This is a genomic window from Salinigranum halophilum, assembly GCF_007004735.1.
Taxonomy (GTDB): Archaea; Halobacteriota; Halobacteria; order Halobacteriales; family Haloferacaceae; genus Salinigranum; species Salinigranum halophilum.
On record NZ_SSNL01000004.1, the window covers coordinates 630,203 to 646,175 of the forward strand.

The 15,973-nt window shown below is 61.6% G+C and carries 14 protein-coding genes; 11 read left to right on the plus strand and 3 right to left on the minus strand.

Going from position 1 to position 15,973, the window contains the following annotated elements:
* Nucleotides 1–14 precede the first annotated feature (14 nt).
* On the minus strand, nucleotides 15–1,382 hold the full coding sequence (locus E6N53_RS11705; RefSeq protein ID WP_142859475.1) for a hypothetical protein: 1,368 nt from the start codon (nucleotides 1,380–1,382) through the stop codon (nucleotides 15–17).
* A 507-nt stretch (nucleotides 1,383–1,889) separates the two neighbouring features.
* On the opposite strand from E6N53_RS11705, the gene dpsA (E6N53_RS11710) reads away from it, so the two are divergent.
* The 3 genes from dpsA (E6N53_RS11710) to dpsA (E6N53_RS11720) are packed head-to-tail and all read left to right on the plus strand — an operon-like array spanning nucleotide 1,890 to nucleotide 3,600.
* Nucleotides 1,890–2,435, plus strand: a complete 546-nt coding sequence (gene dpsA / locus E6N53_RS11710) for a DNA starvation/stationary phase protection protein DpsA (protein ID WP_142859477.1) — start codon at nucleotides 1,890–1,892, stop codon at nucleotides 2,433–2,435.
* A gap of 13 nt (nucleotides 2,436–2,448) precedes the next feature.
* Nucleotides 2,449–3,024: a ferritin-like domain-containing protein gene (locus E6N53_RS11715; RefSeq protein ID WP_142859479.1), complete on the plus strand. Its 576-nt coding sequence runs from the start codon at nucleotides 2,449–2,451 to the stop codon at nucleotides 3,022–3,024.
* Nucleotides 3,025–3,030: 6 nt separating this feature from the next.
* Entirely contained in the window at nucleotides 3,031–3,600 is a 570-nt protein-coding gene (gene dpsA / locus E6N53_RS11720; protein ID WP_142859481.1) for a DNA starvation/stationary phase protection protein DpsA, read from the plus strand.
* Between the two features lie 347 nt (nucleotides 3,601–3,947).
* Here dpsA (E6N53_RS11720) and E6N53_RS11725 read toward each other — a convergent pair whose 3' ends face one another.
* Nucleotides 3,948–4,880: a hypothetical protein gene (locus E6N53_RS11725; protein ID WP_142859483.1), complete on the minus strand. Its 933-nt coding sequence runs from the start codon at nucleotides 4,878–4,880 to the stop codon at nucleotides 3,948–3,950.
* Between the two features lie 311 nt (nucleotides 4,881–5,191).
* Between E6N53_RS11725 and E6N53_RS11730 the strand changes: the two genes are divergently transcribed.
* The 8 genes from E6N53_RS11730 to thsB all read left to right on the plus strand — a co-directional run bounded on the left by E6N53_RS11730 (nucleotide 5,192) and on the right by thsB (nucleotide 14,877).
* A complete protein-coding gene (locus tag E6N53_RS11730; protein ID WP_142859485.1) occupies nucleotides 5,192–6,094 on the plus strand; it encodes a 5-oxoprolinase subunit B family protein in 903 nt (300 codons plus the stop codon).
* Entirely contained in the window at nucleotides 6,094–7,059 is a 966-nt protein-coding gene (locus E6N53_RS11735; protein ID WP_142859487.1) for a 5-oxoprolinase subunit C family protein, read from the plus strand. The genes E6N53_RS11730 and E6N53_RS11735 overlap by 1 nt, the downstream gene beginning before the upstream one ends.
* Before the next feature lie 140 nt (nucleotides 7,060–7,199).
* Complete coding sequence (locus E6N53_RS11740) at nucleotides 7,200–8,315, plus strand: ABC transporter ATP-binding protein (RefSeq protein WP_142859489.1); 1,116 nt, start codon at nucleotides 7,200–7,202, stop codon at nucleotides 8,313–8,315.
* 118 nt (nucleotides 8,316–8,433) lie between these two features.
* Nucleotides 8,434–9,729, plus strand: a complete 1,296-nt coding sequence (locus E6N53_RS11745; protein WP_142859491.1) for an ABC transporter substrate-binding protein — start codon at nucleotides 8,434–8,436, stop codon at nucleotides 9,727–9,729.
* Nucleotides 9,730–9,855: 126 nt separating this feature from the next.
* Complete coding sequence (locus E6N53_RS11750; protein WP_161596547.1) at nucleotides 9,856–10,713, plus strand: ABC transporter permease; 858 nt, start codon at nucleotides 9,856–9,858, stop codon at nucleotides 10,711–10,713.
* 103 nt (nucleotides 10,714–10,816) lie between these two features.
* On the plus strand, nucleotides 10,817–11,587 hold the full coding sequence (locus E6N53_RS11755; RefSeq protein ID WP_161596548.1) for an ABC transporter permease: 771 nt from the start codon (nucleotides 10,817–10,819) through the stop codon (nucleotides 11,585–11,587).
* A 15-nt stretch (nucleotides 11,588–11,602) separates the two neighbouring features.
* Nucleotides 11,603–13,258, plus strand: coding sequence for a TCP-1/cpn60 chaperonin family protein (locus E6N53_RS11760; protein ID WP_142859498.1), 1,656 nt, complete (start codon nucleotides 11,603–11,605; stop codon nucleotides 13,256–13,258).
* Between the two features lie 38 nt (nucleotides 13,259–13,296).
* Entirely contained in the window at nucleotides 13,297–14,877 is a 1,581-nt protein-coding gene (thsB, locus tag E6N53_RS11765) for a thermosome subunit beta (protein ID WP_142859500.1), read from the plus strand.
* Between the two features lie 36 nt (nucleotides 14,878–14,913).
* Here thsB and E6N53_RS11770 read toward each other — a convergent pair whose 3' ends face one another.
* Complete coding sequence (locus tag E6N53_RS11770; protein WP_142859502.1) at nucleotides 14,914–15,669, minus strand: SDR family NAD(P)-dependent oxidoreductase; 756 nt, start codon at nucleotides 15,667–15,669, stop codon at nucleotides 14,914–14,916.
* Nucleotides 15,670–15,973: the final 304 nt, after the last annotated feature.

Below are 15,973 nucleotides of genomic sequence, written 5' to 3' on the forward strand. Positions count from 1 at the left end.
GTGTGGTCGCGGCGTCACCGATGTGCGTCGAGGGCCGAAGCGTGACCCGTCGTCTCGTTCCGTGCCGGCAGCCAGTCCGGTCGGTCGACGGTCGTCTCGCCGACGTTCACGTGCCGCAGCGAGACCGTCGCGACCCGCTCACTGGCCGGGAGCCGGTAGGTCGCGTCGACCCGGACGACCAGTCCCCGTTCGGAGATGAGACTGGTGGCCCGGTAGGCTTCGAATCGACGGTCGGTGGTCCCCTCGACGGTGACGCGGTAGGCGGTCTCGTTCCGGTGCTGAACCTGGTCGACACGCGTGGAGCGCTCCCCCGACAGGTACCAGGTGACGAGCGCCTGTGAGCGGTCGACGACCTGTCCCGTCCCGGGGTCGTCGGCGTCGCCGACCCTGAGTGCCTCGTCGCCCTGTCGGAGGTACCGACTCTCCCCGTCCGCGTAGAGGTCCCGGGCGATGACCGGAACCAGGTCGGATTCGAGGTCGCCCGAACGGGTGCCACGTGAGCGATAGACCGTCCCGTTCTCGACAGTGACGACCTCCCGGGCCGTCCCGACGGTCTCGCCGTCGACGCGCTCGGTGTACCGAACGTGCATCGTGAACGAGCGGCCCTCGAGCACTGCCGCGTGACCCTGCGTGAGGACGGCCGTATCGTTGATTCCTGCCGCGGTCAGGCCGGGGAGTATCGCCTGGGACGCCGCGGTCGACACCGCCGTGTCCGTCGACGCGGTCGTCAGCGAGGCCGTGTCGTCCGCAGTGTCGGCCCCCAGCGCCGCATCGGTCCGCGCTGTGTCGGTCCAGGCCTGCGCGGCGAGCGCACCGCCGACGAGGCTCACGCCGAGGATCAAGAAGACGACGAGTATCCAGCGAGGGGTGTGGTCCGTCGAAGACTCGGTGAGGGCTGCTGTGGACCGGTTCGTGGCCCCGTCTCGTCGGTCGTCGTCAGCGGCGAGCACACCGGAACGTGGGCTCTCGGACCCGACATCCCCGGGCGTGGCTGGCCGGCCGATGGCCTCGCTCGTGACGCCGAAGTACTCGCCGAACAGGCGGTCGGTCGACGACCGGTCGAGTCCGTACCGCGCCATGTCGTAGACCGCGCTGGCGTCCCAGACGCTCACGTTGCGGTCCCGGGCCAGTTGTGTGGCCCGCTTCGCGTCGATGCTCACCACGGCGTCGACTGGCTCTCGTGGCAGGCCGCGACCGAGACGCGGAGAAAGGCCTTCGGAGGCGACAGCGACGACCTGCCGCTCGTCCCCTCGCGTCGCCCGAATCACCGGTGGGTCGACCTCGACGGTCCACCCGCGGGCGCTCAAGAGCGCGCCGACGAACGCGGTCCGCTCTCGTCTCGAGAGCCGAGTCAGGTGGTCGTCGAAGGGGTCCCGAGCCATCGTCTACACGAGGGGAGCGAGGCATAAATCGTCTCGCCTCGCCTTGTGGGCGACGTCCAGAGTCGCTCGGGGTCCTGGCAGTCATCGACGAGAGAAGACGGGGTGCTCGCGCGACACGGTCTGTCGCTCTCATGTCAGTAACCCACGAGTGAACTCGTGGGGTTCCGCCTTGCTTCTCTGTGAACTACCTCGGGGGCAAGTGGTTCGAGATGCCACAGGCGTCTCGTCATCACGAGAGAGCGTCGCTCTCTCGAACGACCCCGAGGCCCTCGTCTCGAGTTATCTGTAGTCTTCCGAGGTACGACGGTCGATAGCGTTCACGACTCGCGCGAGACGCAGATACCCTGGCCTTCCCGACCGTTGAGCAGCCGACACCGTCGGGACAGAGCGGACTATACGAACGAATACATAATACTTTCAGAGATATTCTTCTGAATCGAGTAAAAATACCGCTTTTCTTACTAATTCGAGAAGACCTATTACCGAACCGCGCCATCTAAGACGGCGATGAGTTCTCAGCAGACCATCCGTCAGGAGTTCGGAACCGTCAGAGAGAATCCCGTCCGCCTCGACGAGGAGAAGGCCAAACAGAGCATCGACGCGCTGAACTCGGATCTGGCAGCGACGTACGTCCTCTACCACCAGCTTCGCAAGCACCACTGGAACGTCGACGGGGCGGAGTATGGGCAACTCCACGATTGGTTCGGCGATGCCGCCGAGGACGCCGAGGAGGCTGCCGACGAGATGGCCGAGCGGGTGGGCGCACTCGGCGGCGTTCCCATCAGCGGTCCGGCCGCGCTCGAGGAGCACTCACCGGTCGACTTCGAGGGAGCAGACGTCTACGACGTCCGAACGTCGATGGAGAACGACCTCGAACTGTACGGCGACGTCATCGAGTACTTCCGAGAGCACGTGATGCTCGTGGAGAACCTGGGCGACTACGCGACGAGCGAGCTCTTCCGGGACCGTCTCGAAGAACTCGAGGAGGACGCGGACGACCTCCAGAGCTTCCTCGCCGACGACACGCTCGTCCTCGAGAGCGCGACTCACTGAACGGGTGCGTCGAATGGAACACAAACACGGACGGCTCGTTCGAGAGCCAGAGACGGGCGAACGCCGGCAAGAGTGGGGGACTCTCGCGGAGAACGCACTCCGTATCGATCCCACGGACGCCGAGGTGCTCGTCGACGCCCTGAGCATCGACCACGCGGGGTCGTTCAACCTGTTCTACCTGCTCCGCAAGCACTACTGGACCGCTGCGGGTGCCGAACACGAGGAGGTCGCCGACGTCCTCCTAGACGCGTACCGGCGTGTGCGTGCGGTGAACGACGACCTCGCGATTCGAATCGTCGAACTCGGTGGCATCCCCCCCAACACGCCGCCGACGATTCAAGAACGCGCCGAAGTCCACCTCGAAGCCGAGGACCTCTACGACCTGCGCGCCTCGCTGGAGGGCGACCTCGAGGGGTTCGCCACGCTAATCGAGACCATGCGTGAGCACGTCGGCCTCGCAGAGGAACGGGGTGATCCAGGGACGGCAGAACTCCTCCGGAACCGTCTCGCAGGGCTCGAAGCGGACGCCGACGATATCGAGAGCGCCCTCGCAGACGAGACGCTCGTTCGAGCAGCGGTGTGGAGGTAACGTACCATGTCGAGTACACCACACCTGCGGAGCCTCGATCCCTCACACGTCCGCCAAGAGTGGGACACGGTCGCTGACAACGCGGTCCGGCTCGACCGGGAGGCGGCCGAACAGCTGGTGACGGCCCTGAACAGCGAAGTGTCGGGGCTGTACATCCTGTTCAACCAGGTCCGCAAGCATTACTGGCTCGTCGACGGGGCCGAGTCGGACGCAGTCGGCGAGTTCCTCGAGGCCGCGGCTGACCGACTCACCGAGATGACCGACGACATCGCCATCCGCATCCACACGCTCGGGGGCGTCCCGGCCTGTGGACCGATGGGGATCCGTCAGCACGCCCCGATCTACATCGAGGCGGCCCACCGGTACGACGTCCGCTCGTCGCTCGAGCGTGACCGCGACGGGTACGCGACGCTGGCCGAGCAGTGGCGCGAACACGTCGAACTGGCAGAACGGCTCGGTGACGTGACGACGGGCAAACTCCTGCGCCGACACCTCAAGACGCTCGAGCGGGACGCGTACGTCCTCGACCGGTATCTCGGTGACGAGACGCTCGTCCTACACGACGCGACCGGGTGAGTCGCTCACGACGAGCGAGGAGCGTTCCCCGCGGCAGCCACTCCCCGGGTCCGTTCGCTGGTCTCGCTGTCGCGAGAACACGGCCGGCCCGGTGCTGTCGGCGTGAGCCCCAGACTCGCCGGATACTGGGCTCGCGGAGGGCGCGACCCTGTCCAGAACAGTCGTATATCTCCAACTCACCGGTCGTGGTCAAGCCCGGATTTCTCGTGCTCGACTCGCGCGCTGTATGCAGCACGACCTCACCGAACGACAGGGACCCTGTCAGTATCGACGTGACCGATACCGCGGAGACAATCAGCAACCGATTCTCGACTGTTTCGGCTTCGGTCCGCTGCATACGGCGACAATTACGCCGGGTGGCTCGTGCCGATAATCGTCACGAACCGGCCGTCACGAGAGACCGCCGTCTCATCCCACGTGCGCATCACATCCGACTGCGGGTCAGCGGCGAACGCCTCCGCGTCGTCTCGCGTCTCGAATGCGAGCACTCGTGTGGCATTCTCGGTTTCGGCGCTCGTGCGGGCAGTGCCGCTCGCGGCCGGGTCGCCATCAGAAGCGTCGCCCCCGACGGGCGGTGACCCGGCACGGACAGTCATCCCGGTGCCGAGCCGACGGACGACACCCGCCAGAGTCTCGTCAGTATCAGTGTACCGCCCCTCGCCGTCTCGGGCGTCGATAATCGCCTCGACGGCCGCTCGCTTGTCACCCAATGGATCCGGCGCCATGCTGGCGAACGCCTCGATGACGACCCCAGCCTTGATACCGACGACCCAGTCAGTGTCGGGGGCACCGAACAGTCGATATCCTTCGTACTCGCCGAGACCGTCGAACGGCTCTTTGATCGGCTCGCTCGATTCTGGGGTTTGGAACGCCTCGATGATGGTGTCATCGAGGAGGTCAGTCTCCAGTACAGACAGCCCCCGCCCGCCGGCACGGAGCTCCATACCTGCTTGGCTCGGCTCGATGTCGAGCACCGGGTGTGCGTTGCCGTCTCGATATCGTTCCTCCGACTCGAATGCTCTTCCCCGGTCGTGGAGATACGCTGCCAACTCGTCGAAGCGCCGGGCGCGGAACGGGTACCACCGTTGTGCAGGGTCGGTGTCCGAAGCGAAGACGCGGCCGGGCGCTGGGAGCCACGTCGCAGGGTACGGAACGTCAGGGCTCCCGTCGATGATCGACCCGACTCCCGAACAGCCAGCCAGGCTCGCAAGCGTCGCTGTCGTGGCGGCCGTTGTGCCGCGACGGAGTAAGGCCCGACGCGTGCAGGAGGGCTGTTGCATACGGACGGCGATACCTGATGTCCGAACAAATAGCTACTGGGGAGTACTGCCAGCATATCCTCTTGAATTCGCGCTGTGTATCTTGCACACGCGTCTTGCCGAGACCCGGTGTGAGGGGGCGATGGATGCGTCAGCGGGTTCAGCCGCGCATCATGGCGACCACGCGGCGTACCGAAGGGGTGAGCGAAGTGTCGGGACGACACTCCACAACCGCCCCAATTAACGTAGACAAAACAGCAATCATCTCAACATTTAACCAATAAATACCCGGAAAACCTATGCTATAGAGCCTGATTTCCCAATATACGCTGATGACAGAGAGTAGAATTCGACGGGTCGACCTCCCGGAGCCGCAGTACGGGTTCGGTGGGGACGACCACGTCTTCGTCGAACTGGACCGTCAGATGTCGTTCGACGCCAATTTTCAGGCGATGGCGGTTACACAACAGATTCGAGAGCGTGACCTCGATGGCGTCATCGAGGTGTGTCCCGCGAACGCCTCGTATCTCGTGCGGTTCGATCCGGATGTGATTCCGCCCGCAACGATGATCGAGACGCTGCGGGAGATCGCCGAGAGTACAGATATCGAAGAGTACCAGTGGGAGGCACGAATCATCGACTTTCCCGTGTTGTATCAGGACCCCTGGACACACGAGACACAGATGCAGTTTCGAGATCGTCACCAAGACCCCGATTCGACCGATCTCGAATACTGCGCTAAGATCAACGGGTACGACACGGTCGAAGCACTCATCGACGCACATGCGGGCGAACCCCACATGGTGACGATGATCGGGTTCGTTCCAGGGTTGGCGTGGTGTCATCAGATGGTCCCACGCGCTGCACAACTCGAAGCTCCGAAGTACGAACAGCCACGGACTGACACGCCAGCTCGTGCCATGGGATTCGGCGGGGCGTTCACGACTCCATACCCAGTCCAGGGTGCGGGAGGGTACCAGCTGTTCGGACGAACGCCCCTCGAGGTCCTCGATATCGAACAAGCGTTGCCGGACTTCGCGGAGTCGATGGTCCTTCCAAACCCCGGAGACATCTTCGACTTCCGTCAGATCGACCGCGACGAGTATGACCAGATCAGAGACGAAATCGAGGCCGGCGTGTACGAGTACACCATCGAAACGGTGGAGTTCTCGCCCGAGGCGTTCTTTGCGTCGCCGTACGAGTACAATCGGTCGCTCACGGAGGCGTTAGACTGATGCTGGATATCATCGACGGAGGCGTCTCGACCACGGTTCAGGACCTCGGCCGGTTCGGTCAGTACCACATCGGGATGCCCCCGTCGGGCGCGATGGACAGCTACGCTCACAAACTAGCCAACTATCTCGTCGGCAACGCCGAGGATGCCGCCACGCTCGAGATGACCTACCAGGGTGTCGACGTCCGCTTCACCACCGATACCGTCGTCGCGCTGACTGGTGCCTCGATGCCTGCCACACTCGACGACGAGCCAGTGCCGATGTACGAGTCGTTCTCGGTGACGGCCGGACAGACGCTCGAAACCGAGTTCGCGACCGAAGGCGTACGAACCTACCTCGCCGTGTCCGGCGGCATCGACGTCGACCCCGTCATGGGGAGCCGGTCGACGTACACGCTCGTCGGAATCGGCGGTCACGAGGGCCGACCACTGGAGGCCGGTGACGAGCTTCGAATCGGAAGCGACTCCGACCGACCGCCAGTTGGGGTGCAGGTCCCCGATCGATATGTCCGTGACTACGGAACACGGGAGACGGTTCGGGTCCTGGTCGGGCTCTGTGAGTATCGCCTGACCGACGAGAGTCGCGAAGCACTCTGTGAAGCCGAGTGGAAGGTGACACCCGAGGCCGACCGGGTTGGGTACCGGCTGGAGGGCCCGGAACTGGACTTCGTCAAGCGTGAGCAGCCGTTCGGTGCAGGAAACGACCCCTCGAACGTCGTCGACCTGGGCTACCCGATCGGGTCGATCCAGATGCCCAAAAAGCCGATCGTGTTGCTGCAGGATGCCGTGACCGGGGGCGGATACGCAACGGTAGGAACGGTGATCAGCGTCGACCGCTCTATCCTGGCTCAGCGCCGGACTCACCAGGCAGTGTACTTCGAGCCAGTCACCGTCGACGAAGCGGCCGCGGCCCGAGACGAGGTGCATGACGACCTACACGGAGCGTATGAATCGATCGGTCACTGAAATCGTGACGGAACCCGCTTGAGCGACGATAGCAGTTCGCGCCGCTGTGTCTTGAAATAGTCGAGACCAAAGACGAGACCGGATGACACTTCCTATTCCGAAAAGTTATTCCCGTATTCAAAATCATATGACCACACTCAATGAGTGAAAGTGAAAAATCAACTGCCAGTGGTGATTCCTCTCAGTCCACTCCACAGAGCGTCATCGAGATCGACAACGTGCGGAAAGAATACCCCGGCGTCGTCGCGAACGACGACATCACGATCGACATCTACGAAGGCGAGTTCTTCACGCTGCTCGGTCCGTCGGGAAGCGGAAAGTCAACCCTGTTACAAATCATCACAGGGACCAACACACCGACGAGTGGTGATGTGTACATCAGCGGCCAGCGAGTCAACGACGTGAAACCGTACAACCGGAGCACGAGCCTGATCTTTCAGGAATACGCGTTGTTCCCGCACATGACCGCTCGGGAGAACGTCGAATTCGGTCTGATGATTCAGGGGGTGGACAAGGCGGAACGCCAGCGGCGGTCGGATTCGATGTTCGAGTTGATGGACCTCACGGGGAAAGAAGATCGGAAGATCTCAGCGCTCTCGGGAGGGGAACGCCAGCGGGTGGCCATGGCCCGGAGCCTCATCATCGAACCCGACGTGCTCTTGCTCGATGAGGTGTTGAGCGCGCTGGACGTCAACCTCGCGAAAGAGATGCAAGTCGAGCTCAAACGCCTGCAAGAACAGATCGAGAAGACGTTCGTCTTCGTCACGCACAGTCAAGAAGAGGCGTTCACCATGTCCGACCGAATCGCGATCATGAACAAGGGGAAGGTGGTGCAAGTCGGGGCCCCACTAGAGGTGTATCAGAACCCCGATTCGGAGTTCGTCGCAGCGTTCCTCGGCGTGAGCAACATCTTCAGTGGGACCGTCACGTCGGTCCACGGAGAGACGGTCACCATCGATACCGGTGACTATACGTTCACCGTCACGGACACAGCGCAGTCTAGAGACCCCGGAGATGATATCGGCTTCATCATCGCAAACGAGCGGCTGAACATCGGTGACGAGGGTGCGAACACGGTGGAAGGGACGATCCGGGACACCATCTTCAAGGGCCCATCGACGGAGTACACCGTTCGACTGGACAAGTCAGGAGAAGAGGTCACGGTTCACGAGTCCACTGGTGAGGTCCTCCACGAGGAAAAGACATCGGTAACCGTGAGCTTCGAACCGACGGCAGCGAAGTTACTAAAGAGATAATGTCTCCCCGCTAAAGAGTTATACACTCATAGAATATTGGCTGATATCAAGTGTTCGTTTTCATATATGGCGTTCATCGCCATATTTTTAAACTACTCTTTCCCTTGGATGCGTGTTCATGAAATCGAACGAGAAATCTAGGCGGGATGTTCTCAGAATCACGGGCGCGACGGCTGGTGCAGGCGTGATCGGGGGGCTCGCTGGCTGTACGGGCTCTGGTGGCGCTGGTGGCTCGAGTGATGAGAGTTCGGGCGACGAGAGTTCCGGCGGCGAGAGTGCCGAGAGCGGGTCGTCACAGACCGAATCGAGCTCCGAGAGTGTCGGCGAACTCAACTACTGGGGCATTTCGACGACGTTCCCGTCAGAGTGGACGCCGTTCACCGACGAGAGCGGAATCAGCATCAACGGTCAGACCGCTCCCTGGCGGCAGGGACAGGTCATCAATAACATGGTTCGTGGCTCGGCGGCGTCCGACTACGACGTCGTCAACATGGACGTGACGATCACTCGTCCGGTCGCTGAACAGGGTGCGATTGTGAACATGGATGTCGAGAGCCTCCCACTGTGGGAGGAAACGTACGAAGAGGTCAAGACCAACGGGCCCACCGCGACGGACTACAACGGCGACAGAGAGTGGGACGTCGATGCGGAGACGGGCGACCAGTGGGCAATGACCGCCGTCCAAAACGGTGACTCCGTCGGGTACCTCCCCGAATACATCGGCGACCCATCGACTGTCAGTTCGTACGGAATCCTCTTCGATGACGAGTTCAATGGCAAGACGTCGATGGAAGCGGGGTGGGCAACGGCGTTCACCAAGGTCGCGAACTATCTGAAATACAACAACCTCGCGGACATCTCCACGCTCGATATCCAGATTCCGACCGAAGAATCAATCGACACCGTCATGGAGTTCATGTTGGAGCAGAAAGACGATGGACAGTTCCGCACGTTCTGGAGTGGCTGGGAGTCCGCCGTGAACTTGCTTGCATCGGGTGAGGTCTGGGCGATGGGAACGTGGGAGCCGGTGGTGTTCGCGCTCCGTAACGACCAGAACATCGACGCACAGTACCTCACCCCCGACGAGGGATGGTCGCTGTGGGGAGAGGCTCCATGGATGACCACCGGTGCAGTCGAGCAAGGGAAACGAGACGCTGTCCGCAACCTGGTCAACTGGATGATCGATGGGTACTATGGCGCAGAGATGATCGAACTCCGCGGCTATCTCCCGGCCTCCGCGCGTGGTATCCAGTACGCAGAGGAGAACGACGGCTACGACGCCGAGTTCCATGCGAACCGGCACGAACTCGTTCGTGCGAAGTTGCAGGACGAACGGAGCGTCTACGGATACAACTTCCCGGACCCCGAGACGTTCCAGTACGTCAATAGTCAGTGGAGTCGGCTGTCCGGATAACGGCACGCGAACACCTACCTACTCTCTCGAGTCATGGCAACAGAAGACAAAACCACGACAGACGAATTTGAAACTCAAACCCGGTCGCCCCCATCAGCGAAGCGGACATCTGGCCTCATCAGGCTCGTGTTGGAGCACGACCGTCTCCGGTTCTACCTGCAGTTGCTTCCCGCGGCGCTCATGCTCGGCGTCTTCATGTTCGTCCCGATCTTGGCCATCATCGTTCTCAGCTTCGCGCAGCCGTCACCGTTCGGGATTGAGTTGGGCTTCGAGATTCAGAACTATCTCGACTTCTTCACCACGTATCGGTTCACTCGGTTCATCGATACGGTCCTGGCCGGGGTGCTTCAGGTCGGCATCGCCTTCGTGGTCGGGTTCCCCCTCGCGTACTATACGGGGATCCGGATGCGGGGCTCGAAGTACACGTTCCCGATCTTGTTGCTGTTTACGATTCCGTTCCTCACGAACTACATCATGCGGACGCTGTCGTGGATCGCGTTCCTCGGCCGTGAGGGCGTGTTCAACACCGTGTTGGTGTCACTCGGCATCGTCAGTGCTCCCCTCGAGTGGATGCTCTACTCCGACTTCGCTGTTCACGTGAGTCTCATCGCGAGTTACGTCCCGTATCTGCTGTTCCCGACGTGGTTAGCCATGAGCCGAATCGACGACGACGTCCTCCGCGCGAGCGGTGACCTCGGCGCGAGTCCACTACAGACGTTCCGCTACATCGTCATGCCGCTGGCGATGCCCGGCGCAGTGATCGGCGCGATCTTCGTGTTCGTCGGGGTGCTTGGAGAGGGAACCGTCCCGACCCTCCTCGGCGGACCGAACGTCACCTACATCGTCACGAGCATCAACAACGCGGTCTCGGGGCTCAACCTCCCGCTCGCCAGCGCCATCAGTACGACGCTGATGATCGTTGCAGGCGTTATTCTCCTCGTGTGGGAACGGGTCTTCGGGTTGCAGAGTATTGGTGAGATCTAACATGGCAACTGATACGAACTCCGTCAAGAACCGGCGAAAGCGAATCTGGGGTGTCTTCCCAACGGACCCAGTCGAGTGGGTGCATGCATCAACGAGAAGTCGGATGTGGAAGCTCTTCGTGGCGTTTTGGGTGCTGTACATCCTCGCGCCACCGGTGATGCTCGTGTTCATCTCCTTCGACACGGCCTCGTACATCCGCATCCCACAACAGATCAGTCTGGAACGGTACCAGCTGATGATTCAGAACCCGAACGTCATCGATGCGATTACCGAGTCGTTGAAATACGCGGTCATCACAACGGTGTTCGCGCCGTTGCTCGCGCTCCTCACCGTTCTCGCGTACCGGAAGGTGCGTCGGAAGGCCCTGTTCGTCGCACTGATCATCTTACCCCTGTTCATCCCGGGTGTCGTCCACGGCATCGGGCTACTCATCTTCTTCCAACAGCTCGGTATCCAAGAGCAGCTCGTTCGAGTGAGTGTCGCTCACATCCTGTGGGCGTTCCCCTTCGCGTTCCTCGTGTTGCTGACCAGTATGTCGTCTGTCTCAGAGGAACTGCTCCGCGCGGGTGCCGACCTCGGGGCAAACGAGTTCCAGACGTTCCGGTACATCGTCTTCCCGCTAATCAAGCCGGGAATCATCAGCGCGACGATCTTCAGCTTCGTCCTCTCGTTCAACGAGTTCTCGAGGACCTTCTATCTGCTCGGGAACACGAACACAGTCCCGACGTTCGTGTGGGCAAGTCTCCAAGTGGAGTTCTCGCGCGAGCTCTACGCAGTCGCGGGGTCTGCGGTGATGCTCTCGCTAGGACTCATCGGCATCGGAATCTTCTACCTCTATCTCGAGTCGAGTCGAGCCCAAGAAGACCACCAGTAACTCACCAGCACGCAAATGCAAACACACCACTCGGCCACGCCGTCCGCTCCTGAAGAACACTCACGCGGTGCAGAGCGAACAGCTCTGGACGCGGCGATCAGTCTCGCAGCACTCTTCAAGACGTGCTTGGGTCCGGATGGACGGAACAAACTGATCGCGACGGGAGAGGAGACCATCGTCACAAACGATATCCATCGGATATTCGACGCAGTGGACATCCCGGACCCAGTCGGTCGATTCGTCGTCCAGCATGTCGTCGCTCAGAAAGAAGACGTCGGCGATGGCTCCTTGACGACGCTCCTGCTCGCCGGTGCACTCTGTCGGAACGCAGACCGGCTCCTCGACGACGGCTACCGAAGAGCCACGATCGAAGACGGCTACGACCAAGCGCGGGCAGAAGCGCTGGCGGAACTACAGCGGAGCGAGCGAGCGATCGGTGAACGCTCGACCGACAGAGCGAGCGCAGTACGGGGAGTCGCTCGTGGGGCACTCAACAGCTTCCGAGCCGAGCTCGTCGATATCGTTGTCGACGCCGCGACGCAAATCCACACCGAACGCCGGAAACGCAATCGTGGGCTCGACCTCTCGGACATCCGCATCCGGCTCGACGACAAAGTGGACGACGCACCCGTCGAACTCATTCAGGGGCTCGTTCTCGACCGTGACGTCGTTCACGAATCCATGGCTCGGCGAGTCGAGCAGCCACGTATCGCGATCATCGGTGGGGGGAAGAAAGCCGGAAGCGGTATCGAGGAGCGCTCGCTGTTTCGCGCCGGTGGTTCTGACGGAGAAGGACGGACAGAGGTAACCTTCTCCGCGAGCGACGCGGATGATATCACCGCACTTCGTGAAGCCGAAGCGGCGCAAGTGCGTGCTCAGGTCGCTCGACTCGAGGACACACACGTCGATGCCGTGTTCTGTACGATGGGAATCAGCGACGTCGCCAAGCGACTGTTACACGACGCCGACATCACCGCGTTTCGCACACTGACCGAAACGGACGCGGCCCTGCTCGCTCGCGCGACCGGCGGGACTGTAGTCTTGGATATCGCCGATTTGACCGAGGAAGCCATCGGAACCGCTGGACGCCTCGTGGTCGATTCGACTGACGACCCGACCGTCACCATCGCAGGCTGTCCTGCGGGAACGGTTGCGACGCTGCGTGTCTCCGGAGCACTCGGGGAGTATCGGACAGAGCGAGAGCGCGATTTTCGAGCCGCGATGGCGGTGGTGCTGGATGTCTTGAGCGAAGAGACCGTCGTCCCTGCCGGCGGTGGAATCGAGATACGACTGGCCACGGCCGTGCGAGAGCGTGCACGGACCGTCGGCGACCGACGTGCAGTGGCGATGGACGCGTATGCGGATGCACTCGAGGAGATTCCGCGAACCCTGGCAACCAACGGCGGTGTGGCTGCCATCGACATCGTTACCGAACTCCGTCGGTGCGAGGACAGCGGGTTCGACACAGCGAGTGGTGACGTTCGCGAGGCGTTCCCTGCGGGCCCGCTCGTGAGCCCGCGAGTCGTCTCCGCGTCTCTCGACACGGCGACACACATCGCGACGCGACTGGTTCGAATCGACGACGTACTCACAGGCGGTGAGGACGAGGAGTGGATTTCGGCTGACGAAATCGACCCACGCCCGGTACCGTCGCGCGACTTCGACTACTGAACGCCCCAACAGAAGCGACGAGAATCCACCGACTACACATGCGCGACATCCCCGAAAGCGAAAGTGAGATTGCAGGAATCGTCAGCCCGGAGACAACCCGTTCCGGGCCGAAATCGGCCCGTGAGATCAATCTCTCGGCGGTTCAATCCGTCGTCGAGACGGTCAGGTCGACGCTTGGCCCTCGCGGGAAAGACAAGTTGATCGAGAAGCCGGATGGCGAAGTGCTGATCACGAACGACTCCGAGACGATCCTGTCTGAGACGGCAGTATCAAATCCAGTTGCATCCCTGACGATCAGCGTGGCGAAGGCGGTCGGACAGGAGTACCACGACGGATCGACGACAGCGGTGATACTGACCGGCGCGCTGCTTGACGCTGCGGAGTCTCTCATCGAACAGGGCGTCGCGCCGAACGTGGTTGCGCGTGGATTCGAACGCGCACGACAGTGTGCCGATCGCTCGCTCGATGACGTGATGATACCGGGTGGCTGGAACGTCGAGGTACTGACGCATGTCGCAGAGACCGCGACGACCGGAACCGGACTCGGCATGGCGGGGTCCGACGTGGCGACGCTGGTCGTCGAGGCGGCAGAGCTGGTTCGGGACGCTGACTCGTTCGACCCAGACCGGATACGAATCGTGACACAGACCGGGCAGTCTCCAGCGACCTCGACTGTGAGCCGTACGGTTGCATTGGCCAAGGACCCAGTGCGGCAAGCGATGCCGGACGAGGTTATCGATGGCCGTGTCCTCTTCATCCGTGGTTCTCTCGAGCTTTCGGATACCAACCAAAAGACGTCTATCGTCATCGAGGATGTCGACTCGTTCACGCGCTTCCACGAGCGAGAGGCCACCGAGATTCGCGACCTCGCTGGACGCGTCGTCGACCTCGGTGCTGACGCCGTCCTCTGTTCGAGGAGCATCGCCGACGAGGCACAGTCCGTCCTGAGCCGCGAAAACGTCCTGGCGATCCGCCAAGTGGATGAGGACGCACTCAATACGATCGCAGCCTCACTCGGCGGAACGGTCGTCTCGAGCGTCACGGAAGCGACCACCGACGACCTCGGCTCCGGTGACTTCCGACGCGACCCGGACGACGAGTTGTTCTGTATCGAAGGCAACGGGGAGCCACGACCGACGATCATCATCCGCGGCCCGACACAGGGGATGGTCGACGAACTCAGCCAGCACGTAGAGACAGGACTCGAAATCGTCGCCGGGGCGAGTGACGGCGGCGTCGTCGGCGGAGCAGGAGCGCTCGAGGTGGAACTCAGCCACAGGCTCCGCCGGGCCGCACGGGGGATCGACGGCCGAGAGCAACTCGCGTTCGAGGCGTTTGCAGATGCCTTAGAGCAGATTCCACAGACGCTCGGAGAAAACGCCGGTCTTGACCCGGTCGATGCACTCGTCTCACTCCGGACAGCACACGCGAGCGGTGATCGCTGGGCTGGCATCGGGGAAAACGGAGACATCATCAACGCCGTCGACACGAACGTGTACGAGCCCGTCGAGATGAAACGACAGGTGTTGAAGAGTGCGACCGAGGCAGCGACACTGGTCTTACGTATCGACGATGTCCTGACAGTCGATGCGTTATCCGAGTCGCTCAGCTCGGACTGAACGCCACGCGTCGCCGTTGAGCACCCTGTGCGATCATCAATGCATTGCGTCGCCACCGTCCGGGCTCAGGACCTGCCCGGTGTAGTAGTCACTCTCGTCGGACGCAAGGAACACGGCGGTCGGAGCAACGTCTTCGACAGTCCCAAATCGTTTCATCGGGAGTTCCGCAGCTTTGGCGGTCTTCCACTCCGCTGTGATGTCGTCCATCAACGGGGTCTCGATCGGCCCGGGTGCGATGGCGTTCACGTTCACTGTTGGTGAGACCTCACGGGCGAGAGCACGAGTCATCCCGATGACACCCGCTTTCGCTGCGGAGTAGTGAACTAACTCCTCACCCCCTTTGATCCCGAGTTGTGATGCGACATTGATGATCTTCCCCGACCCCCGGTCCAACATCCCTGGCAAGACGAACCGAGTGACGAGAAAGACCCCACGGAGGTCGACGTGCATCGTTTCGTCCCACATCTCGACCGACATCTCAGCGAGTGGAGACTGCGTGAGTATGCCGGCGTTGTTCACGAGGACGTCCGGTGTTCCGTACGCCTCTTCTACCTCCTGCACCATCGAACGAACGCTGTCTTCACTGCTCACGTCCGCTTCCAGTAACACGCCGTTGCCCCCGTTCTCCTCGATAGACCTGAGAACGTCCTCTGCGCGCTCTCGTTCGCCCTCGAACGGGGGATAGTTGATACCGACTGTCGCGCCGGCGGCTGCGAGTGCAGTGACGATTCCTCTTCCGATTCCGCTCGTCGAACCAGTGACGAGTGCGACTGTCTCATCCAATCTCGACATACATCGAGGATATCTGTGTGTTAGCAACCAAAAAGGTTCTATACGGGCAATTAGCTTGAATGAACGTATGAGATGGGTGGCTTTCCCAAACTTGCGTGGGATTCTTGGAGACCATCTTCGGTGACGGCCGTCGACAGCAGCATCGGGCGCGGTCATCTCGACCCCCGCAACACAGGGCTTGACCGAGTCGTGCTGACCAATGCCAATCATTGAATCGCGGGAGTTGAGACGACACATCCGCACCCTCGACAGTCAGGAGTTCACCCGATTCGTCGCCGATCTGTGGCGCTGTCGAGGCTACGAC